Source organism: Vibrio sp. VB16 (assembly GCF_015594925.2).
Taxonomy (GTDB): domain Bacteria; phylum Pseudomonadota; class Gammaproteobacteria; order Enterobacterales; family Vibrionaceae; genus Vibrio.
On record NZ_CP087590.1, the window covers coordinates 1,343,542 to 1,364,740 of the forward strand.

20 protein-coding genes and 1 riboswitch are annotated in these 21,199 nt (G+C 41.5%); of the genes, 9 read left to right on the forward strand and 11 right to left on the reverse strand.

Annotated elements, in window-relative coordinates; translation table 11 throughout:
* Nucleotides 1-129 precede the first annotated feature (129 nt).
* The gene (locus IUZ65_RS06345; protein ID WP_195702943.1) at nt 130-2,358 is read left to right on the forward strand and encodes an NADP-dependent isocitrate dehydrogenase; all 2,229 of its coding nucleotides are present in this window, start codon (nt 130-132) and stop codon (nt 2,356-2,358) included.
* An 82-nt stretch (nt 2,359-2,440) separates the two neighbouring features.
* Here the strand turns inward: IUZ65_RS06345 and cspD are convergent, their stop codons facing one another.
* Nucleotides 2,441-2,662, reverse strand: coding sequence for a cold shock domain-containing protein CspD (gene cspD, locus IUZ65_RS06350; protein ID WP_195702944.1), 222 nt, complete (start codon nt 2,660-2,662; stop codon nt 2,441-2,443).
* A 397-nt stretch (nt 2,663-3,059) separates the two neighbouring features.
* Between cspD and clpS the strand changes: the two genes are divergently transcribed.
* Entirely contained in the window at nt 3,060-3,380 is a 321-nt protein-coding gene (gene clpS / locus IUZ65_RS06355; RefSeq protein ID WP_195702945.1) for an ATP-dependent Clp protease adapter ClpS, read from the forward strand.
* A gap of 47 nt (nt 3,381-3,427) precedes the next feature.
* Nucleotides 3,428-5,698 (forward strand): ATP-dependent Clp protease ATP-binding subunit ClpA, encoded by a 2,271-nt coding sequence (gene clpA / locus IUZ65_RS06360; RefSeq protein ID WP_195702946.1) that lies wholly within the window; start codon nt 3,428-3,430, stop codon nt 5,696-5,698.
* 150 nt (nt 5,699-5,848) lie between these two features.
* Here clpA and infA read toward each other — a convergent pair whose 3' ends face one another.
* From infA to aat, 3 genes are all read right to left on the reverse strand, one after another.
* Nucleotides 5,849-6,067 (reverse strand): translation initiation factor IF-1, encoded by a 219-nt coding sequence (infA, locus tag IUZ65_RS06365; RefSeq protein ID WP_005600159.1) that lies wholly within the window; start codon nt 6,065-6,067, stop codon nt 5,849-5,851.
* A 79-nt stretch (nt 6,068-6,146) separates the two neighbouring features.
* Nucleotides 6,147-6,845 (reverse strand): arginyltransferase, encoded by a 699-nt coding sequence (locus tag IUZ65_RS06370; protein ID WP_195702947.1) that lies wholly within the window; start codon nt 6,843-6,845, stop codon nt 6,147-6,149.
* 13 nt (nt 6,846-6,858) lie between these two features.
* Nucleotides 6,859-7,581 (reverse strand): leucyl/phenylalanyl-tRNA--protein transferase, encoded by a 723-nt coding sequence (gene aat, locus IUZ65_RS06375; RefSeq protein WP_195702948.1) that lies wholly within the window; start codon nt 7,579-7,581, stop codon nt 6,859-6,861.
* A 149-nt stretch (nt 7,582-7,730) separates the two neighbouring features.
* On the opposite strand from aat, the gene aroA reads away from it, so the two are divergent.
* Nucleotides 7,731-9,017 (forward strand): 3-phosphoshikimate 1-carboxyvinyltransferase, encoded by a 1,287-nt coding sequence (gene aroA, locus IUZ65_RS06380; RefSeq protein ID WP_195702949.1) that lies wholly within the window; start codon nt 7,731-7,733, stop codon nt 9,015-9,017.
* Between the two features lie 121 nt (nt 9,018-9,138).
* Here aroA and IUZ65_RS06385 read toward each other — a convergent pair whose 3' ends face one another.
* Entirely contained in the window at nt 9,139-9,384 is a 246-nt protein-coding gene (locus tag IUZ65_RS06385) for a DUF2498 family protein (RefSeq protein ID WP_195702950.1), read from the reverse strand.
* Nucleotides 9,385-9,753: 369 nt separating this feature from the next.
* Here IUZ65_RS06385 and topA point away from each other — a divergent pair, with 369 nt between their 5' ends.
* The 3 genes from topA (at nt 9,754) to IUZ65_RS06400 (ending at nt 15,078) form a co-directional block, all read left to right on the forward strand.
* A complete protein-coding gene (gene topA, locus IUZ65_RS06390; protein WP_195705020.1) occupies nt 9,754-12,381 on the forward strand; it encodes a type I DNA topoisomerase in 2,628 nt (875 codons plus the stop codon).
* A 278-nt stretch (nt 12,382-12,659) separates the two neighbouring features.
* Nucleotides 12,660-14,108, forward strand: coding sequence for a glycogen synthase GlgA (glgA, locus tag IUZ65_RS06395; protein WP_195702951.1), 1,449 nt, complete (start codon nt 12,660-12,662; stop codon nt 14,106-14,108).
* Between the two features lie 172 nt (nt 14,109-14,280).
* A complete protein-coding gene (locus IUZ65_RS06400; protein WP_195702952.1) occupies nt 14,281-15,078 on the forward strand; it encodes an alpha/beta fold hydrolase in 798 nt (265 codons plus the stop codon).
* Between the two features lie 6 nt (nt 15,079-15,084).
* Here the strand turns inward: IUZ65_RS06400 and IUZ65_RS06405 are convergent, their stop codons facing one another.
* The 5 genes from IUZ65_RS06405 to torD form a co-directional block, all read right to left on the reverse strand.
* Nucleotides 15,085-15,387: a DUF2007 domain-containing protein gene (locus tag IUZ65_RS06405; RefSeq protein WP_229637995.1), complete on the reverse strand. Its 303-nt coding sequence runs from the start codon at nt 15,385-15,387 to the stop codon at nt 15,085-15,087.
* Nucleotides 15,388-15,390: 3 nt separating this feature from the next.
* Nucleotides 15,391-16,068, reverse strand: a complete 678-nt coding sequence (locus IUZ65_RS06410) for a TVP38/TMEM64 family protein (RefSeq protein WP_195702953.1) — start codon at nt 16,066-16,068, stop codon at nt 15,391-15,393.
* Between the two features lie 136 nt (nt 16,069-16,204).
* Entirely contained in the window at nt 16,205-16,795 is a 591-nt protein-coding gene (locus tag IUZ65_RS06415) for a TfoX/Sxy family DNA transformation protein (protein ID WP_195702954.1), read from the reverse strand.
* A 117-nt stretch (nt 16,796-16,912) separates the two neighbouring features.
* A riboswitch (cyclic di-GMP riboswitch) is annotated at nt 16,913-17,015 on the reverse strand.
* A gap of 138 nt (nt 17,016-17,153) precedes the next feature.
* Nucleotides 17,154-18,173, reverse strand: coding sequence for a substrate-binding domain-containing protein (locus IUZ65_RS06420; protein WP_195702955.1), 1,020 nt, complete (start codon nt 18,171-18,173; stop codon nt 17,154-17,156).
* A gap of 248 nt (nt 18,174-18,421) precedes the next feature.
* Nucleotides 18,422-19,069, reverse strand: a complete 648-nt coding sequence (torD, locus tag IUZ65_RS06425; RefSeq protein ID WP_195702956.1) for a molecular chaperone TorD — start codon at nt 19,067-19,069, stop codon at nt 18,422-18,424.
* Between the two features lie 233 nt (nt 19,070-19,302).
* Here torD and torR point away from each other — a divergent pair, with 233 nt between their 5' ends.
* Nucleotides 19,303-20,016, forward strand: a complete 714-nt coding sequence (gene torR / locus IUZ65_RS06430) for a two-component system response regulator TorR (RefSeq protein WP_195702957.1) — start codon at nt 19,303-19,305, stop codon at nt 20,014-20,016.
* Between the two features lie 53 nt (nt 20,017-20,069).
* Here the strand turns inward: torR and elyC are convergent, their stop codons facing one another.
* Nucleotides 20,070-20,870, reverse strand: a complete 801-nt coding sequence (gene elyC, locus IUZ65_RS06435; protein ID WP_195702958.1) for an envelope biogenesis factor ElyC — start codon at nt 20,868-20,870, stop codon at nt 20,070-20,072.
* Nucleotides 20,871-20,988: 118 nt separating this feature from the next.
* Here elyC and IUZ65_RS06440 point away from each other — a divergent pair, with 118 nt between their 5' ends.
* Entirely contained in the window at nt 20,989-21,189 is a 201-nt protein-coding gene (locus IUZ65_RS06440) for a hypothetical protein (RefSeq protein ID WP_195702959.1), read from the forward strand.
* Nucleotides 21,190-21,199: the final 10 nt, after the last annotated feature.

Sequence of the window (21,199 nt, forward strand, 5' to 3'; positions counted from 1 at the left end):
CTCATTAAACTTGATCGTAAAGAGCAAACAAGCACAGTTGAATCTTGAGGATGTTTTATAGTCAATTGTGTTAATTAAATTCGGGCTTTCTTCTCATCCAATTAGCCTGCAAAATTATAGGGAAATTTCATGCCTACAGAAAAACCGACCATCATTTATACCATTACAGATGAAGCTCCAGCTTTGGCAACGCACTCATTGCTGCCAATTATTCGAGCGTTTACAGCATCTTCTGGTATTGACGTTGATACTCGTGATATTTCGTTAGCGGGACGTGTAATAGCGAACTTCCCAGAGTATTTAAAAGAAGACCAACGCATTGACGATGCATTAGCAGAGCTAGGCGAATTAGCTACAACCCCAGAAGCAAATATTATCAAGCTTCCCAATGTTTCTGCGTCTGTTCCACAGCTACAAGCGGTAGTTAAGGAACTTCAGTCTAAAGGATACGCGTTACCTAACTATCCTGAAGAAGCGACAAACGATGAGCAGAAAGCGGTAAAAGCTGTCTATGACAAGATTAAAGGTAGCGCAGTCAATCCTGTGTTACGTGAAGGTAATTCAGACCGCCGAGCGCCAACATCAGTGAAAAATTATGCCAAGAAAAACCCACATTCAATGGGCGCTTGGGCTAAAGATTCCAATACTGATGTTGTTAGCATGTCAGACAATGATTTCTTTGGTAGCGAAACCTCCGTCACTATTGACGGTGAGGATGAAGTAAGCATTCAGCTTGTTAAAGCAAGTGGTGATACGGTTATCTTTAAAGAAAAAATAGCATTGAAAGATAAAGAAATTATCGATGCCTCAGTAATGAACAAAAAAGCACTTGTTGCATTTTTTGAAGCAGAAACGGCAAAAGCAAAACAAGAAGATGTATTGTTGTCGCTTCATCTAAAAGCGACAATGATGAAGGTATCTGACCCGGTCATCTTTGGCTACGCGGTTAAGGTATATTTCAAAACGGTATTCGAAAAATATGGCCAGCTTTTCGATGAGCTAGGTGTAGACGTTAATAACGGTATTGGTGATGTTTACGCGAAAATCCAAGATCTACCACAAGCTCAGAAAGAAGAAATTGAAGCATCGATACAAAGTGTATACGACACTCAACCTCCTTTGGCTATGGTTGATTCAGATCGCGGTATCACAAACCTGCATGTACCGAGCGATGTAATTGTGGATGCTTCGATGCCTGCAATGATACGAGCTTCTGGTCAAATGTGGGGTCCAGATGGTAAGCAAAAAGATACCAAAGCAATGATCCCAGATCGCTGCTATGCAGGTGTATACCAAACCGTTATCGATTTCTGTAAAGAAAATGGTGCTTTTGACCCGACAACGATGGGAAGCGTACCAAATGTTGGTTTGATGGCGCAAAAAGCAGAAGAATATGGTTCGCACGATAAAACATTTGTTATTCAAGAAGCGGGCACCGTTAAGGTTGTCAATGCGTCTGGTGTCGTGTTACTGGAACAGGCGGTAGAGGAAGGCGATATCTTCCGAATGTGCCAAGTAAAAGATGCGCCAATCCAAGACTGGGTAAAACTTGCTGTTACTCGTGCTCGTGCAACGGGAGTCCCTGCGATCTTTTGGTTAGACGAAGCGCGTGCTCATGACGTTCAGTTAATCAAAAAAGTGGAACAGTATCTACCTGATTATGATACCTCTGGATTAGAGATTAAGATTCTGTCTCCAGTTGAAGCGACAAAGTTCTCTTTGGTTAGAATAAAAGCGGGTTTAGATACCATTTCAGTTACAGGTAATGTTCTTCGAGATTACCTGACTGACTTATTCCCAATTTTAGAACTCGGTACATCCGCTAAGATGCTTTCGATAGTACCACTAATGAATGGTGGTGGATTGTTTGAAACAGGTGCAGGAGGCTCAGCACCAAAGCACGTACAACAAGTAGAAAAAGAAAACCATTTGCGCTGGGACTCGCTAGGTGAGTTCTTAGCACTGGCCGCTTCTTTAGAGCATTTAAGTGTTGTCACTGGTAATGCAAAAGCGAAGGTTCTTGCTGATACGTTAGATAAGGCAACAGGTAAATTCTTAGATACTAACAAGTCGCCTTCTCGTCGAGTTGGTGAGTTAGATAACCGAGGAAGCCATTTCTATTTAGCAATGTATTGGGCTGAGGCGTTAAAAGAGCAGACACAGGATGCACAACTTGCGAAAGAGTTTGCACCGGTTGCCGCGCAATTTAATGCTAACGAAAATGTCATTGTGAATGAATTAAATCAAGTGCAAGGTGTTAAAGGTGAGTTGGGTGGCTATTATGCCCCTGTTGATGCTTTGGTATCAGCGTTGATGCGACCTAGTGCTACGTTAAATCAATTGATAGATAACTTGTAATGTAAATCAAAAAATAAAAAAACCCGCTTAATTTGGCGGGTTTTTTGTTTTCTCTACTACATCATTTAAGGCAGCATTGTTATTATTTTGCTTGTTGACCTTCAACGGGAACAACTGAACTAGCGTGGGAACCTTTAGGTCCGTCTTCAACTTCGTAAGATACCTGCTGACCCGCTTTCAATGTACGGTATCCGTCCATTTTTATCGTCGAGTAATGAGCAAAGATATCTCCGTCTTCACCTTCTGGGCAGATAAATCCAAATCCTTTGGCGTTGTTGAACCACTTAACTGTACCTGTAGCCATGCTTTACATCCCTCATGCATTTTGTAACTGAAGTTGTTTCATCATATTTACGTCTAAAATGCGTAAATTGTAGTGAGTAAACCATTTTGCTGCCTAATTCACTGTCACTACAGAACATAATTTAGCCAATCAGAGAGGACAGTCAATACTAAAACACCACAAAAACGTAAAAAATATGCAACAACTCAGATTTGAGATTAACAATTTACTAACTTTGTGATCTATTGTGCAAACTGGTACGTATTTGTTCATTAAATGCGAAGTTGCTTAGGTTTTGTTCGATCAGGCGTAGAAAGTTCAAAGATGACAAAGTTTTATTTGCAGGTACACCGATGGTGAATTAGGCTCTAAGTTAAGGAAAAGTTATGTTTTAACTTTTCAACAACTCGATGTAGAAATGAGCAAACAATACGAATGGGTCACTCCAGATTCAGACCTACTGGAGAAAGAACTAACTAAGGTCACAGCGCCATCTTTGTACCATGTCATTTTAAATAATGATGACTATACACCGATGGATTTTGTCATAGATATACTGGCGAGATTCTTTTCCATGGATTTGGAGAAGGCAACTCAGATAATGCTTCAAATTCATTACGAAGGTAAGGCTATTTGTGGCACTTATACTGCTGAAATTGCCGAAACAAAAGTGGCTCAGGTCACTGTGTATTCGAGGGAAAACGAGCACCCGCTTTTGTGTACGATGGAACAAGCGTAGTTTAGTCGCTATTCACCGGACACTGGTTGCTCTTTGCGGAGGTACTTATGCTTAACAAAGAATTAGAAACAAGTCTTAACGGCGCTTTTGCCCGTGCTCGAGATAAACGGCATGAGTTTATGACGGTCGAACACCTGTTACTCGCTCTACTGGACAACAACGCAGCAAGGGAAACACTCAAAGCCTGTAAGGCTGATATTGAGGTGTTGAAAATTGAGCTAGATACCTTCATTGATCAAACTACACCACTTATCCCTGAAAATGATGAAAGCAGAGAGACGCAACCAACACTGAGTTTTCAGCGCGTATTGCAAAGAGCGGTTTTTCACGTTCAGTCATCTGGTCGCAACGAAGTGTCAGGTGCAAATGTTCTGGTCGCCATCTTTAGTGAGCAGGAATCCCACGCGGCTTACTTGTTGAAAAAACATGATGTGAGTCGATTGGATATTGTTAACTATATCTCCCATGGTATTTCTAAGTCATCCGATAAGGATGATGAATCGTCACCTGATGTTTTTGGTAGCAGCCCACAACAAGAAGATATCCCAGCAGATGAACGCTTAGAAGCTTTTGCGACCAATCTAAATAATGTTGCGAAGAACGGCGACATAGATCCGTTGATTGGTCGAGATAAGGAACTGGAGCGAACTATCCAGGTTCTGTGTCGTAGACGCAAAAATAACCCATTGTTAGTTGGTGAAGCTGGTGTCGGAAAAACGGCCATCGCAGAAGGCCTCGCTTGGCGTATTGTTGAAGGCTTAGTACCAGAGGTTATTCAAGACAGCATAATCTATTCTCTTGATATCGGCTCTTTATTGGCGGGTACAAAATATCGTGGTGATTTCGAGAAGCGATTTAAAGGGATACTTAAGCAACTAGAAAACGAAAAAGATGCCATTCTTTTTATAGACGAGATCCACACCATTATTGGTGCTGGCGCAGCGTCAGGTGGTCAGGTAGATGCGGCGAACCTAATTAAACCACTACTGAGTAGCGGTAAATTGCGTTGTATTGGCTCAACTACCTATCAAGAGTACAGCAGTATTTTCGAAAAAGAACGTGCGCTTTCTCGACGGTTCCAAAAGATAGATGTTATCGAACCGTCGTTAGACGATACCACTAAGATTCTGATTGGTCTCAAATCAAAATACGAGGCACATCATGAAGTCCGCTATACCAATAAAGCGCTTAGAGCCGCGGTTGAGTTATCAGCAAAGTACATCAATGAACGTCATCTACCAGATAAAGCGATTGACGTGATTGATGAAGCTGGTGCTCGCAGTCGACTGATGCCAGCGAATCGCCGTAAAAAAACGGTGAGCGTCGCGGATATCGAGTCGATGGTCGCGAAAATGGCTCGCATACCTGAAAAATCTGTCTCATCTTCAGACAAAGACACGTTACAAGAACTTGAAAAACGGATGAAGATGCTCGTGTTTGGTCAGGATCCTGCTATTGGAGTACTTAGTGAAGCGATAAAGCTGACAAGGGCTGGATTAGGTGCAGACAACAAGCCTGTCGGTTCATTCTTATTTGCCGGTCCTACCGGTGTTGGTAAAACAGAAGTTACCTTGCAGCTGGCGAAACTGCTTGGCATCGAACTGCTTCGTTTTGATATGTCTGAGTATGGTGAACGTCATTCTGTTAGCCGATTAATTGGTGCGCCTCCAGGTTATGTAGGTTATGACCAAGGTGGCTTACTAACGGATGCGGTTATAAAGAACCCACATGCCGTTGTGCTGTTAGATGAGATTGAAAAAGCGCATCCAGATATCTTCAACCTGTTGTTGCAAGTAATGGATAACGGCACCCTGACGGACAATAATGGTCGGAAAGCTGATTTTCGAAATGTCATTCTAGTTATGACAACGAATGCCGGGGTTTCGGAAACAGAGAAAAAATCGATGGGTCTGATTCAACAAGACAATACCACCGATGCGATGGCTGAAATAAAGAAAGTCTTTACGCCAGAGTTTAGAAACCGTTTAGACAGTATTATTTGGTTTAATAGCTTGAGCGAAGACGTTATTCATCAAGTAGTAGATAAGTTTATTGTTGAATTACAGGCGCTCTTAGACGCTCGTGGTGTCTCTTTAGAAGTTTCTGAAGATGCAAGGTGCTGGTTAGCCACTAAAGGCTATGATAAGACGATGGGCGCTCGTCCAATGGGACGTGTCATTCAAGATAGACTAAAGAAACCGCTCGCAAATGAATTGTTGTTTGGTTCGCTAGTGAATGGTGGCACAGTAAAAGTTGATCTGACGGATGGTGAGCTGGAATTCCATTATTTCAATGCACAGGAAGAACCCGTTCATTAGTTAACGTATAACAGCATGGGTGTGGTGACGCAGTTTGCGTAATTACATCCATCTTGTTTATCGTTAAAGCGGACTTAATGATTCAATTTTATGTAATAAAAAACGGAGCACTATGCTCCGTTTTTTTATAGGTACGTAATCGTTGAGCGATTAACGAGCACGGAAAACAATACGTCCTTTCGAAAGGTCGTATGGCGTCATCTCAACAGTTACCTTATCGCCAGTAAGAATACGAATGTAGTTTTTACGCATTTTACCAGAGATATGAGCTGTCACAACGTGACCATTTTCAAGCTCAACACGGAACATAGTGTTAGGCAAAGTATCAAGAACAGTGCCTTGCAATTCAATTACGTCTTCTTTAGCCATTTAATCCTCTTTAGAAATCAGGCGATTATTAACGACGCGATGGTCATTAATTGTATATATAGTAAAGTTGGGCAGTATTCTACCCTTGCCATCGTTGATTTACTAGCTTTTGATGGCGATGAAAACGCACTTTATAATTCATTGCTGGGCATTCGTCTATTTGGTAGCCCAAATATAGCCACTGTTTATTGGTTTGACTGCAATATTCTATTTGCATCAATACACCAACAGTACCAAGGGATAGCGGGTAGTCAGGGTCGAAGAAAGTGTAGAAGGCGCTCGCGCTAAGATGCATGTCATCGGTGACTGCAATAGCGACCAGATTCTTTCCGTCATAAATGTGTAGATACTGGGTATTTAACCAATCACACTGGGAAAACTGAGCGAAAACATCTTTTTGAGGTGGGTACATGCTGCCATTTGTATGCCTTTTGTTGATGTATCGGCTATATAGCTCGAACCAATTCTCGTCCATCTCATTCTTCATCTGCCAATTCAGCGTCTGTGCTTTATTTTTCAATCTTTTTTGGCTTTTAGTGAGCACGACGTCCGGGATGAATATCCTGATTGCCTGACAAGCATTACAGTTGTCACAATGCGGGGTGTATATTGTATTGCCGCTACGTCTAAAACCATTTGCCAGAAGCATTTCATAATTGCTTTCAGTATGCAGTTCGTCATCCATCGCAACCGCGACTCTTTCCATTCGGTCTTCTAGGTAATTGCAGTGATTTTGACTAGACAAGCCAATCTTAATCTGTCGAGATTCAGCGGGCATTACACTTCTCCATTTACAGCTTATTCGAAGGTGGAATATTGAGCCACTGCGGTTGATAACAAGCGCTATCGAGTCTCTCTGATTTTAAAACCTCAAGCTTTTCTAAGAACTCGGCACGAGATAACTCAATCGCCCCTAAAGAATGAGTGTGTGGGTTAAGCACTTGGCAGTCGATTAATTCACCACCATAGGAATGGAAGTGTTCGCAGAAGGCCCATAATGCAATTTTTGATGCGTTTGTTTTGGTGCTAAACATGGACTCACCACAAAACAGTTTACCAACCTGGATACCATATAACCCACCAATGAGTTCGCGATCTTGCCAAACCTCAACCGAATGGCAGTGCCCTGTTGAAGCGAGTTGACTATATGCAACCTGCATCTCTGGGTTCAACCACATTTCGGTTTCATCCCTTAATGAACCGCATAATTCAATGACTCTTTTCGTGTTCACGTTGATGCTGATAGTGTAGTTCGATTGACGATAAAACTTCTTCAGGCTACGAGAGGGCTTAAAATCACTAGGAACAATAACGGCTCTAGGTGAGGGGCTCCACCAAAGTATAGGCTCACTAGAGCTATACCATGGAAATATGCCATGGTTATAGGCCTCAACTAGTCGTTCGACTTTTAGGTCTCCTCCTAAAGCAAGCAATCCATTGGGCTCCTTCAACGCTTCTTCAGGTGAAGGGAATAAGAGTAAGTCTGAATCTAGTTCTGGTAAATAAATGGTCATGGAGGGAGGTCTATTATCCAACTAGTAATGTGAGTTAATCAATTTCGGCCATTTGTATATCATAAATGAATGATTCGTCATTTTCACTAGCCAACCTAAACAAATTTCGCTAGTCTGCTAACACGAAGAATTTATCGACAATCTATTCAATGGAATCCCTTACGCTACAACCTATTCATCAAGTAAATGGTGAAGTAAACCTTCCTGGTTCAAAAAGTGTTTCAAACCGAGCATTGTTACTTGCTGCTCTTGCCAAAGGCACGACCTGTCTTACCAATCTGTTGGATAGTGATGATATCCGTCATATGCTCAACGCATTATCACTTTTGGGTGTGCAATATACACTTTCAGATGATAAAACGATTTGTGAAGTAGAAGGTCTAGGGAGATCATTTCAAAGCAGCAGTGTATTAGAACTCTTTCTTGGTAATGCAGGAACCGCTATGCGTCCACTAGCCGCCGCTTTATGCTTAGGTGAAGGCGACTACGTATTAACTGGCGAACCTCGCATGAAAGAGCGTCCGATAGGACATTTAGTTAATGCATTACGCAGTGCTGGTGCTCAAATTGAGTATCTAGAAAATGAAAACTATCCCCCATTAAAAATCCAAGGGACCGGATTAAAAGGAGGGAGCGTTTCGATTGATGGCTCAATATCAAGTCAATTTTTAACGGCTTTTTTGATGTCGGCTCCCCTTGCTGAGGGTGAAGTAACCATAAATATTGATGGTGAACTAGTTTCTAAACCATATATCGATATTACGTTACACATAATGAAGCAGTTTGGCGTTGATGTTATCAATAATAATTACGCACAATTTGTTATTCCTGCTGGGCAAAATTACACCTCACCCGGCGATTTTCTCGTTGAAGGGGATGCTTCCTCTGCTTCGTATTTCTTGGCCGCAGCTGCTATAAAAGGTGGTGAGGTTAAGGTCACGGGTATAGGGAAGAACAGCATTCAAGGCGATATTAAATTTGCGGATGCGCTAGAGAAAATGGGTGCAGAAATAGAGTGGGGGGACGATTATGTCATCTCACGGGTTGGCGAATTAAACGCGATAGATATGGACTTTAACCACATTCCGGATGCGGCAATGACCATCGCGACAACCGCTCTATTTGCAAAAGGTACCACGGTTATTCGTAATGTTTACAACTGGCGAGTTAAAGAGACCGATCGTTTAGCCGCGATGGCGACAGAACTACGTAAAGTTGGTGCGGAAGTAGAAGAAGGTGAAGATTATATTACTATTACGCCGACCAATAAACTTAACCATGCTGTAATCGATACCTACGATGACCATAGAATGGCAATGTGCTTCTCTCTTGTTGCATTAAGTGATACACCCGTTACGATCAATGATCCGGCATGTACATCCAAAACGTTCCCGGACTACTTTGACAAGTTAAAAGGTCTCAGTAGGACACAGTAGATGGATGTATTGTTGCCGAACTCTTGAGATTCCCGTGAAAGCGGGAATCTCACACTATCTAAGGATAGTAATGCGAGTTATATACGCCAAAGCGGTGGATATTCTCTCTCATGTAAATAGGTTATTGAAGCGTAAATTCTTTAGATAGGTTAATCGCGAGGTATTTGAACATGTTGAAAACAGCTGTAGTATCCGCTGTTGGTAAGCCGTTTGCGTCTAGGAAATATTGGCCCTTAAATACAAAAATGTCATCCTTTTCTATCACGGAATCTGCGTGCATTCCCTCTATATAACCATCACTATCTTGGATTATCTGGTTTGCAATCAATAGAAGATCAAATTCGGAAACACTTTTTTTATCGCTCATAATTATTTTGCCTAGGTAAAAATTGATTTTTTGACAGTTTATGCATTCAAAGATCAAAATCAACGCTTAAATTACCTTTAATCGTAGTTAAAGCATAAAGAAACTGTGAGCTGCGACATAAATCCTTCGTTTTATAAGGGAAATAAATTTGTAGCTGATTACTATGTGCGTCGTCTAGTTTAGAGCGTCGAATTATTGTCTATAAGTCGACCAGATAGAATTAAAATGAAAAATATTTGTTGATCTTCTGGCGCTCTCGCTCAATAGTAAAAATAGAAACTTAAAATTTGGTATAGGTTTTGATAGTGAATATTAACGCTATCAATCGAATTATAGCCATCGCAATGATTGAGGATGTCAGAGTCTATTATGGGTAAATCACTTGTTATAGTGGAGTCACCTGCCAAGGCAAAAACCATCAACAAATATCTTGGTAAAGACTTTATTGTTAAGTCGAGTGTCGGTCATGTAAGAGACCTTCCTACGGCAGGCCAGAGTAGTGGCCAAAAAGCGGCGGCGATTTCGACGAAAGGTATGAGCCCGGAAGATAAAGCTCGTATTAAGAATGAGAAAGAGCGTAAATCACTAATCAAAAAAATGGGTATTGACCCATTTAATGACTGGGAAGCCAACTATCAAGTGCTACCTGGTAAAGAAAAAGTGGTAGCCGAGTTACAGAAACTAGCGAAAGATGCAGATACCGTCTATCTCGCAACCGATTTAGACCGCGAAGGAGAAGCCATTGCTTGGCACCTTCGTGAGATCATCGGTGGTGATGAAAAGCGATATAAGCGAGTTGTTTTTAACGAAATTACTAAAAATGCAATCCAACAGGCTTTTGAAACTCCTGGTGAGTTAAGCATGGATGGTGTTAACGCACAGCAAGCACGTCGCTTTATGGATCGTGTCGTTGGCTTTATGGTTTCTCCGTTACTTTGGAAGAAAGTTGCGAGAGGGCTTTCCGCTGGCCGTGTACAGTCCGTTGCCGTTAAGCTACTGGTAGAACGTGAACGCGAAATCAACGCGTTTATCCCTGAAGAGTTTTGGGATATCCACGCGAATACCAAAACGGCGGATAAAACCGATTTCCGTTTGATGGTTGCACAAAGAAGCGGCTCAAATTTTAGGCCAAGTGCTGAAGCGGAAGCGATGTCGGCCGTTGCTACCCTTGATAACGCAAGTTATGAAGTGTGTAAACGTGAAGATAGACCCACTCAAAGTAAGCCATCGGCTCCTTATATTACTTCAACGCTGCAACAAGCCGCGAGTACCCGTATGGGGTATGGAGTTAAGAAGACCATGATGTTAGCTCAGCGACTTTATGAAGCGGGCTATATCACCTACATGCGTACTGACTCTACAAATTTAAGCGCGGAAGCGGTAGAGACACTTCGTGGCTATATCTCGTCTGAGTTTGGTGATAAATATCTGCCAGATGCCGCCATTCGCTATGGTAGTAAAGCGGGTGCGCAAGAAGCGCACGAAGCTATTCGTCCATCAAGCGTAGAAGTTAAGGCGGATGATCTGCAAGGTATGGAAGCCGATGCGGTCAAGCTTTACTCACTTATCTGGAATCAGTTTGTTTCTTGCCAGATGACACCAGCGAAATATGATTCTACTACCGTCAGTGTTAAGGCCGCCGAATTCACCCTAAAAGCGAAAGGTCGTATCCTTAAGTTTGATGGTTGGACTCGCGTTCAAAGACCAATGGGAAAAAATGAAGACCAAATATTACCGGCAGTTCAAGTCGGGGATAAACTGGATCTGCAAGACCTAGAACCTAAACAGCATTTTACTAAACCGCCTGCGCGATTCACTGAAGCGGCATTGGTTAAAGAGTTAGAAAAACGTGGCATAGGCCGTCCATCTACTTATGCGTCGATTATATCCACGATTCAAGATCGTGGTTATGTGAAAGTGGCTCAGCGTCGTTTCTATGCTGAGAAGATGGGAGAGATTGTTACTGACCGTCTTGATGGCAGCTTTGATGACCTTATGAACTACGACTTTACCGCTCGTATGGAACAGAAACTTGACCAAGTTGCTGAAGGTGAAACGAATTGGAAAGGCGTGTTAGATAACTTCTTTAGCGATTTTTCAAGCCATCTTAAGAAAGCGGAACTGGATGAAGACGATGGGGGTATGAAGCCCAACCACATCGTAGAAACAGATATTGAATGTCCCACCTGTAGCCGTACTATGGGAATTCGTACTGCGTCAACAGGCGTGTTCCTAGGTTGTTCTGGTTATGCGCTGCCACCAAAAGAACGTTGTAAGACAACGATTAATTTGGGGGATGAAGAAGGCGTTATTAACGTCTTGGAAGAAGACGTCGAAACGGCAGCATTGCGAGCGAAGAAACGTTGTCCAATTTGTGAAACGGCAATGGACGCTTATCTGATCGATGATACGCGTAAGCTTCATGTTTGTGGTAATAATCCGAACTGCGAAGGCTATGTAATCGAAAAAGGTGAGTTTAAGCTGAAAGGCTATGATGGCCCTATTGTTGAGTGTGATAAATGTAGCTCTGATATGGTCCTCAAAAATGGTCGCTTTGGTAAGTATATGGGTTGTACTAGCGAGGAGTGTAAGAATACTCGTAAGATACTTAGGAATGGTGATGTCGCGCCACCTAAAGAAGACCCAGTACACCTGCCAGAATTACCGTGTGAAAACTCAGATGCTTACTTTGTATTGCGTGATGGGGCTTCGGGCCTATTTATGGCGGCAAGTAATTTCCCTAAATCTCGTGAAACTCGTGCGCCATTGGTAGAGGAATTGGTTCTTTATAAAGATAGAATTTCGCCAAAATTCCAATACCTAACCACCGCACCTGTTGCTGACCCAGACGGACGTCCGACTGTTGTTCGATTCAGCCGTAAGGCGAAAGAAAACTATGTTCGTACCGAAGTAGATGGTAAACCTTCTGGATGGACGGGTTTATACATTGATGGTAAATGGGAAATCACGGATAAGCGCAAAAAGCCGAAAGCATAAGCGGTTTATTTGATACTAAGAGGCGGCCGAAAGGGCGCCTTTTTTATTGCTGATTAACGAGCAAATACCTGATATTAAGCGAGGTAAGTTTGTGATCAATATGAACCTGTGTTTCTCGATCGAAGATTGTTCAGCCGAACGTCCTATTATCAAGCCCAAATTGGATTTAAACGAGACTTCGATTCAGGGTTGTAGTATACCTAACGCGTAGAAATACGGTGTTCACGCGTGCGAATAAATCAATGGCATCGTAATTATTTATCTTAAGTGGTTTTAGAATGGAACAATTTAACATTTGGTATGTAGTCTCTGAAGCAGAGGGTTTGGTTAAGAGCGGTGGTTTAGCTGATGTGGCAAAAGCGTTGCCTAAGGCACTCAAAACGCTTGGGCATGATGTGGCTTTAGTTATTCCTTGTTACAGCCTTCTGCCTGATTATGATAGCGCTGAGGTTGTCTTATCGACAGAACTAGAATGTTGGCCGCGGATTGCTTATAAGGTAAAAAAAATGGACCTTGATGGGGTCCCGGTTTACGCCATTGATTGTCCGCATTATTTTGACAGGTCGCAGCTCTATGCCGAAAATAATCAAGCCTATAGCGACAATGCTGAGAGATTTGCTTTTTTCTCTTCTGCTTCTTTGGACTGCTTACCCAAGTTGGGAATTCAGCCTGATATTATACATTGCAATGATTGGCATACCGGTTTGGTGCCACTCTTGATTAAGACTCGATACGGACATGATCGTTATTTTGATAATGTGCGCAGCGTACTGACCGTACATAACGCGCTATTTCAAGGGGTCTACTCCTACAACGAATTGAACATTATTCCTGAGATTAAACTTGATGGTATGGAGCACATTAGGTACAACCATAACCATGTGGGGTTACTTAGGGCGGGCCTAGCATTTGCAGACAAGATTAACGCAGTGAGTCCAAATTACGCCAAGGAGTTGTTAACACCACTAGGTTCTCATGGACTGTATATGGACTTTAATCAGCGGTCACAAGACTTGGTCGGTATACTCAATGGCTGCGATTATGATACATGGAACCCAAATGCAGACCGATATATTCCATTCCAGTACCGCTCTACCCAAGCAAGTTTAAAAAAAGGTAAGTCTGCAGCAAAAGCGTGTTTGCAACATGAAAACGGTCTTGAACATAGAGAAGTGCCTATGTTTGGTATGGTGTGTCGTCTATCGCATCAAAAAGGGTTTGATTATCTTCTGCCTATCTTAGAGACTTTTTTGCGCAACGATGTTCAACTTGTATTTATGGGAACGGGCGATGCCAACATAGCTGCTCAGTTACGAGAGATATCAGACAGGTATCCAACTAAATTTGTTTTTATTCAACAATACAGTGAACGGTTGGCTCATTTGATCGAGGCTGGGTCAGATTTTTTCCTTATGCCGTCTGAATTTGAGGCATGCGGTTTAAATCAGATTTATAGCATGGCTTACGGTACATTACCGATAGTGCGGCAAGTTGGTGGATTAAAAGATACGGTCATTGACTGTGATGAAAACCCGGATAGTGCAACGGGTTTTGTATTTAAGCAACCAGATGCACAGGCATTATTGGTAACAATGCAACGGGCATTGATTTTCTATCTCCAGTCGCCTAAACAGATGAAGCAGGTGCAGATTAGGGGCATGAAGAAAGACTTTAACTGGCAACATTCAGCTAAAGAGTATCTCAAGATGTATTCTTCTGCGTTTTGAGGATAATACGAAGTAGAGTGAATTCGGTGAACAGGCATTCAACTTTAGTAGCAAATTAAATAAATTTATACAATTTTATGTAAATAACCGCTAATCTTGTATTTAGCAGATGTGATAAGCTGAATAGCTTGTTAAAGTTTCTATAAATTAAACGGACTGTAAGTTACGCCCTATGTCAGAAGCACTTTTATTCCATAAGACCTATACACACCCCACCAGTTCGGAGTGGGTCGTTTTTGTGCATGGTGCTGGCGGCAGCTCTTCTATCTGGTTTAAGCAGATCAAGGCATACAAAGCACATTTCAATTTGTTGCTTGTCGATTTGAGAGGACATGGTCGTTCCAATAATTTATTGAAAGGCTTCATCACCAATCAATATACATTTAAAGAAGTCACGCTCGATATTTTGACAGTATTGGACCACCTTAAGATACAATCGGCTCATTTTGTTGGTATGTCCTTGGGTACTATCATTGTTCGAAATATTGCAGAGTTGGCCTCGGAAAGAGTGAGGTCAATGGTGTTAGGTGGAGCGGTGACTCGTTTAAATATTCGCTCCCAAATATTGGTAAAGCTTGGCGATATAAGTAAACACATTGTTCCGTATATGTGGCTATATGGTCTGTTTGCCTATATCGTCATGCCGCAGAGAAGTCAGAAAGAATCACGCCATATATTCGTTCGCGAAGCCAAAAAGCTCTGCCAAAAAGAGTTTAAACGTTGGGTTAGGCTTACCTCAGAGGTAAACCCTATGATGCGTTATTTCCGAGATAAAGATCTGGTCATTCCAACACTCTATTTAATGGGCGATAAAGACTACATGTTTATCACCCCAGTAAAAGAGATGGTCGCGAGACATAGCGAAAGTACGCTACAAGAAATAGTAAATTGTGGTCACGTGTGTAATGTAGAAAAACCAGATGAATTTAACGCCAAATCAATAGACTTTATTCACCAACAAATAAAGTAACGTTTATTACTGATGACTGCAGTTCCAACAGAGTCCAAATTGGCCCTCGTTCACTTGCCCGCATCCGGTACAAGTCCAATCCACAAGATTTTCTTGCTGGTGCTGATAATCTGAGATCAACTGCTTTACTACTTCAACTTTATTGGGCTGTAGTAGCCACACATACGGATCTGTATCTTCAGTTAGCGGTAGTTCACCCTTGAGACCGAAAATACCTTCTCCGCGCACCTCTGCGCGAATAGAATGCTGGTGTAAAAGCCCACAGACAATATGAGCTTCGGTAGGATTGGATGCGAAAAACACTTTCATAGGTTAAACCGCGTCATTCGGACGTAGTTTGGCCATGACCCATTTTGTAATCACAGGGAAAAGGCCTAATAGAACAAACGAAGCTAATACACTAGGAGATACGATACCAGAAAGGCTATCAATATTGGCTAGTTGGGTACCGGCATTTAGGTAAACCATGGTACCTGGTAGCATGCCAAGTTGGCTTACTAGGTAAAACCTTGCTGTTGATATTGGTGTTAGCCCCATCAATAAGTTGATAAGAAAGAAGGGAAACACAGGGATCAGTCTTAGTGAAAACAGATAAAATGCCCCATCTTTTTCAATGCCTTGATTTAAGGTCTCAAGTTTTGTACCAAATTTTGATTGTACCCAGTCCCTAAGCAGATATCGGCTGCTCAAAAAAGCTAACGTTGCCCCTATAGTGCTCGCAAATGATACTAGGAATATGCTGGTAATAAATCCAAACAATGCCGCTCCTAATAAGGTAACCACTGCCGCCCCAGGGATAGAAAAAGCCGTCACCGCAACATAAGTAAAGAAGTAGATTAACGCCGCTGTCGCAAAGTTGTTTTCAATGTATTCAGCGAGTAGTGCTTGTTGCTGTTTGGCGTTTTCTAACGTGAAATACTGACCAAACTGAGTAGCAAGTAAAATAATTGTAGCAACCAAGACTAGGCCGATAATGAGTTTTTTGTTCATTTAGATAATTCCAGTAAAATGATATTACTTATTATGACAGGCTAAGTTAGGAAAAACTTTCATATAGATGTAAAAAAACCGCTAAGTGTCGCTCAGCGGTTTTTTAATATTAGAAGTTGCAAAAAATGAAGACTATTTATTGTAATGAGTCGATGAGTTCGCTTCTGCGTGCTTGAGAAATAACAGACCAGTGTTCGCCATTTAAAGCGCCTTCAAGTGCCCACAGTAATTCGATATTAAGTTGGTCTTCTTGAGAAGCTTGAATGGCTTTGAAAGCTTGCACAGAGCCCATCGTTCTCAACGCGGTAACCGAATTAATCCCCGCCTTTTTTAACATGCGTTCTGTACCTAAACGAAGGTTAGGCAGGTCTTTTAGTCTAGTGGGTTTTTCTTCCGCGTTCGATTCTTTCTCTTTATGAGCGGCTTTTAAAGCAAGCTCTGCTATCTTGAGTATCTGATCGCTGTCATCCCAGTGTGAATTGGGTAGAGCAAAATACTTGGTAACAACAGGAAATCCACGTTTCTTGTATACATAAGGTTGGTAGTTCGCTTGCTTAAACTGTTTTTCAAGAGATTCGCAACAGCGAATATGAAGTGAATCATTCACGACGAGAGCGAACATGACGTCATCAACAAAGATGCCAAATCCACCAAACATCGAACGAGATTTTATCTTGCCAAATAATTCAAACAGTTTTAATGAGTTTTTAAGTACTGGTTTATCCATTTTTATAAATCTCAGGTTAAAAATTGTATCAACCAATTCAGAACCGAGAAATTAACAAATATATTACTTGAGATGTCAGAGGAAAGTTAGAACTCATGACTAATTTGTTAACCGGTCTTCGGTAACCCCGCTACCTTTTCAATTCTGCCAAATTGGCAAAATTAACGTGAGGCCGGAAGCTTTGCGTCCCAACTTTTCAATTGGTTTGCCCTGATCGTGACTCTATTAATATAGGTAAAGTTTGAACAAAGATCACCAATAGAATTTTCTAGCGTGATATTGGTCACAATTATTCAGTGTAATTATGCATTTGTAATCAATATTTAGTCAGCTTAAGCTAAGTGTTTAAAATTAAACATTAATTTTTGATGTTTTTTACGCTTTCACGGACCATGAGCTCCGGATGCATTTCGAAAATACGCCTTTCATGTTCTTTGTCTTTAATTCTGCTCAATAAGATCTCGAATGCGGTTTTACCGACGCGTCGTTTCGGTTGATGGATTGTCGTTAATGGAGGTGAAAAATATTCTGCTAAATCAATGTTATCGTAACCGATAATGGAGATATCCTCAGGTATACGAATCCCATTTTGCTGAAGTCTACTCATCATGCCGAGGGCCATAGTGTCGTTAAAGCAGAAAATGGCGGTGGGTTTTTTATCCATAGCCAAAATTTTATCTGCTGTTTCGACGGCAGTATCGCATTCAAAGTTGCCCTCAAACACGTTAGCTTCATTAAATGTAATGTTGTTTTCTGTCAACGCTCTTTTATACCCGTCGAGTCGCTCAATACACAGTGTCTTATCTAAATGGCCACTCAAGCAAACGATATCAGTATGACCGTTATCAATAAGAAACTTCGTCGCTAGGTAACCCCCTTCCTCGGAGTTATCGATGATTTTGTCTTTTGATTGCTCTGATAACGACTCACCTTGTCCCCAGTCCATGAATACTTTTGGAATGTCAGCGTGAGAGTCGAGCATCTGCTGAAGTTCATGGGTTAGGTCAGAACACATGACAAAAATACCGTCAACGCGTTTCTCTGCAAGCATGCGGATATAATCGCGTTGTTTTTCGTAGATACCACCAGTATTACAGAGCACGAGAGTATAGCCTTGGCGATAACAATAGCTCTCGACACCGTTAATCACTTCTGCAAGAAATGGGTTGGTGGATTGAGTAACAAGCATACCGATGGTTTTTGTGGTATTACATTTTAGACTACGAGCAACGGCACTGGGGGCATAGTTCAACTCTTTTACCGCTTCGTTAACCCTTTGTTGAGTCGTTTCTGCAACAAAGCGAGTTTTATTAATAACGTGAGACACAGTGGTTGTGGATACACCGGCTATGCGGGCGACATCTTTAATCGTTGCCATTATGGTTGTCCTATTCTGCGAAGGCTGAGTTTTTAGTGCGTATTATATCATACAGACATTGAAAGCGATTTCGTCAGCTAATGTCGAGAAAACACAAAAGCCGCTATTAAACATAGCGGCTATCAGTAATCTTTACTCGTAAATATGGGAACGATTTTATAGGCAAATAGCTCAGTAAACAATGATAGAAATTTGGTATTAAGACCTAGTACTCAGATTTAATACTTAGTATCCATATTTACCAAGGCTTACTCGCCAGTCAAGTAGATGCAATCTAGTTGACAGAAGCTAACAAGCAGCTCAGTAATGCTGCCATAGAAACCAAAGTCATCTAACTTGGCACACTTTTCGCTGAACTGCGGGATCCAGCTCATCAAATAAGTTTCAATAAAATCTTTTTGTTCGATCAAAGCATCGTTTATGTGCTGGAGTTTTTCTAGTTCATTGGAACGAATGATCATATTACCCAAAAAATCGAGTTCAATGGCAACGTGATCTGCGGGCTCATTAAAGCTTTCCTTTACATCAATGCCTTTGCTTTGCATCAACGCTTCCATCTCTCTAGCAGGCTTATCGTTGAGTAATTTTGCTTTACCAATGTACATAGATGCATAGGGAAGTGCTCCAGCAGAATCAGTGGTTAAGAAGAGTTCACAATAATCAGCGGCCAGCTCTAAATGTGCATCTTCTCTATCTTGTAGGCGGTTGAGAGCGTCGATGAGTTTGTTTACCGGTGCTTTTAAGTTTTCGTTCTCTCCCAATCCGGTTAAAAAAGAACGGATTTCAGGAGATTGGTATGTTTCAATTTCTTCTGGTGTTAGTTCACGCGCAAACAGGCTTGAGAGCCACCAGTATATTTCAGCTCGTTTCTCGTTAAATGCTTTTGTCTCTTCCATCACGATATTTCCTAAACTAATGAGGTCTCTATTAGTGTAAGCAAAAAATGTGAATAGAACTAATCCAAAATATGAATAAATATGACAGAAAATGTAAGGAAATTAACCCAAAGTCAATAAGTTGCCTTTAATCAATAAAGTGACAAATTTTGCGCGTTTTTCAAAACTATTGCTAGAATTGTTAATAGATATGAATAAGATGCTATCAATCAAACAAGATATAAGCGGCGATTATGAGCAGTCATGTATTAGTTGTAGAAGATGATGTTGTCACTAGAAGTAAACTTGTCGGTTACTTTCAAAAAGAAGGTTATCAAGTTAGTGAAGCAGAAGATGGTCAGCAAATGCGTGGGATACTCGCTGAAAAAGAGATTGATCTCATCATGTTGGATGTCAATCTTCCGGGCGAAGATGGATTGATGTTAACGAGAGAGCTGCGTAGCCAGTCTACAATCGGTATCATTCTGGTGACTGGTCGAACCGATAGCATTGATAAAATCGTAGGGCTCGAAATGGGAGCGGATGACTATGTGACCAAGCCGTTTGAATTACGAGAGCTTCTTGTTCGGGTCAAAAACCTTCTCTGGCGAATCTCTCTGGTAAATCAAATCCCAGAAGATAAAGAGCTTGTGGATATCTCTGGAAATACGGTTTATTTTGGTGATTGGGTATTTGATATTCAGCGCAGAGCCTTATGCAAAGATGGCGAACCGGTGAAGCTAACTAAAGCTGAATATGAATTATTGGTTGCGCTAACGACGCATACCAATAAAGTGCTGAGCCGCGAGAGAATACTGAGCCTAATTAGTCATCGAGTCGATGCACCGAATGACAGAACGATTGATGTGTTAATAAGACGTTTACGTTCGAAGATGGAATATGATCCTAAGAATCCTCAAATATTCGTAACGGTACATGGAGAGGGTTACATGTTTGCCGGCGAATAAAATAAACGGAATGATTAAAATAAAGAAAGGCCGAGGAATATCCTCGGCCTTTTTTATTCTGGTTGGGTAACCTTCAATTCCGTTTCTTCCGCAGTGAGAAGCGTATCTCGAACGTATGTCCACCAAAGGCCCAATTGTTCATGCCAATAGCGTTCAGTTTGTTCTAGATAGGCGGATTGAGGGGTGTATTTTTGCCAGTATTGTTCAATATTCGATTGCGCCAAATAGTTAGTTGGTGCAGGCGTTGGATTAAGACCCGCAGAATTAAACTCCATCAGCGCTCTTTTCATATGGCTTGCAGAGGTGACTAAGACCAGTTTGCTCTGATTTACGAAAGCGGCGGCTTGCCTTGCTTCTTCCCACGTATCTTTTGCGGTTTCGAGAAGAATAATATCAGGCTTTGCGACACCAAGTGCTAACGCGACTCTTGCCATCATTTTTGCATGGCTGAATTCGGTACCACCTGCGTAACCAGACAGGATTAATTTTGACCCTGGATACATTCGGATAATTCGAATCCCTTCAGTTAATCGCATCAACGCGGTCCGACTGAGTTCTGAAGTCGGTGGAATTTGATCATCTACAACATGGCCAGCACCTAGTACCATTACATAATCGATATTTTCATCCACCGGTAAAAAAGCGGTAATCTCTCTTTCCATTGGCATCAATAGACGAGTAGAGACAGGTTGGAAAGAAACGAGAAAAATGCCAGTTAACGATAAAAACACAAATAGTACGCCAAACTTGTGTCTCTGGGTAAACATAATAAATAGCAAACCGATGAACCCGATAATTAATAGAGCGGGTAAGGGCATTGCTAGAGAAGAAACTATCTTTTTCAGCTCAAACATACTTAATTAGTCCGAAAAACCATCACTTAGAAGTAAAAAAGCAGCATACCCCTTTATTCTTATTATTCCTATGACAGAATAGCGGGCTCATTTAAAAAATGATGTTCCAATCATAAAAATGGAAAGTATTGAGTGTGAAAATGATGGCCTAGCGCAAATATCTCAACGATTAGCGGGGCTACGCCATCGATTCTCTTTGTGTGATATCCCTTCAGATATGTACAACTTAGGGAAGCAAGACATTGTCAAAAACGGCTTACTTGGAGACTATTCGCTAATTTACTCTCTGGTTCAATATAGACCGGAGAAAGTGAAATAGTTTGCCTATA

Bases quoted from the DNA above. Each gene is read 5' to 3' on its own strand.
- IUZ65_RS06345 (WP_195702943.1), top strand. From the start codon at position 130: ATGCCTACAGAAAAACCGACCATCATTTATACCATTACAGATGAAGCT.
- cspD (WP_195702944.1), bottom strand. From the start codon at position 2,662: ATGGCTACAGGTACAGTTAAGTGGTTCAACAACGCCAAAGGATTTGGA.
- clpS (WP_195702945.1), top strand. From the start codon at position 3,060: ATGAGCAAACAATACGAATGGGTCACTCCAGATTCAGACCTACTGGAG.
- clpA (WP_195702946.1), top strand. From the start codon at position 3,428: ATGCTTAACAAAGAATTAGAAACAAGTCTTAACGGCGCTTTTGCCCGT.
- infA (WP_005600159.1), bottom strand. From the start codon at position 6,067: ATGGCTAAAGAAGACGTAATTGAATTGCAAGGCACTGTTCTTGATACT.
- IUZ65_RS06370 (WP_195702947.1), bottom strand. From the start codon at position 6,845: ATGCCCGCTGAATCTCGACAGATTAAGATTGGCTTGTCTAGTCAAAAT.
- aat (WP_195702948.1), bottom strand. From the start codon at position 7,581: ATGACCATTTATTTACCAGAACTAGATTCAGACTTACTCTTATTCCCT.
- aroA (WP_195702949.1), top strand. From the start codon at position 7,731: ATGGAATCCCTTACGCTACAACCTATTCATCAAGTAAATGGTGAAGTA.
- IUZ65_RS06385 (WP_195702950.1), bottom strand. From the start codon at position 9,384: ATGAGCGATAAAAAAAGTGTTTCCGAATTTGATCTTCTATTGATTGCA.
- topA (WP_195705020.1), top strand. From the start codon at position 9,754: ATGGGTAAATCACTTGTTATAGTGGAGTCACCTGCCAAGGCAAAAACC.
- glgA (WP_195702951.1), top strand. From the start codon at position 12,660: ATGGAACAATTTAACATTTGGTATGTAGTCTCTGAAGCAGAGGGTTTG.
- IUZ65_RS06400 (WP_195702952.1), top strand. From the start codon at position 14,281: ATGTCAGAAGCACTTTTATTCCATAAGACCTATACACACCCCACCAGT.
- IUZ65_RS06405 (WP_229637995.1), bottom strand. From the start codon at position 15,387: ATGAAAGTGTTTTTCGCATCCAATCCTACCGAAGCTCATATTGTCTGT.
- IUZ65_RS06410 (WP_195702953.1), bottom strand. From the start codon at position 16,068: ATGAACAAAAAACTCATTATCGGCCTAGTCTTGGTTGCTACAATTATT.
- IUZ65_RS06415 (WP_195702954.1), bottom strand. From the start codon at position 16,795: ATGGATAAACCAGTACTTAAAAACTCATTAAAACTGTTTGAATTATTT.
- IUZ65_RS06420 (WP_195702955.1), bottom strand. From the start codon at position 18,173: ATGGCAACGATTAAAGATGTCGCCCGCATAGCCGGTGTATCCACAACC.
- torD (WP_195702956.1), bottom strand. From the start codon at position 19,069: ATGGAAGAGACAAAAGCATTTAACGAGAAACGAGCTGAAATATACTGG.
- torR (WP_195702957.1), top strand. From the start codon at position 19,303: ATGAGCAGTCATGTATTAGTTGTAGAAGATGATGTTGTCACTAGAAGT.
- elyC (WP_195702958.1), bottom strand. From the start codon at position 20,870: ATGTTTGAGCTGAAAAAGATAGTTTCTTCTCTAGCAATGCCCTTACCC.
- IUZ65_RS06440 (WP_195702959.1), top strand. From the start codon at position 20,989: ATGGAAAGTATTGAGTGTGAAAATGATGGCCTAGCGCAAATATCTCAA.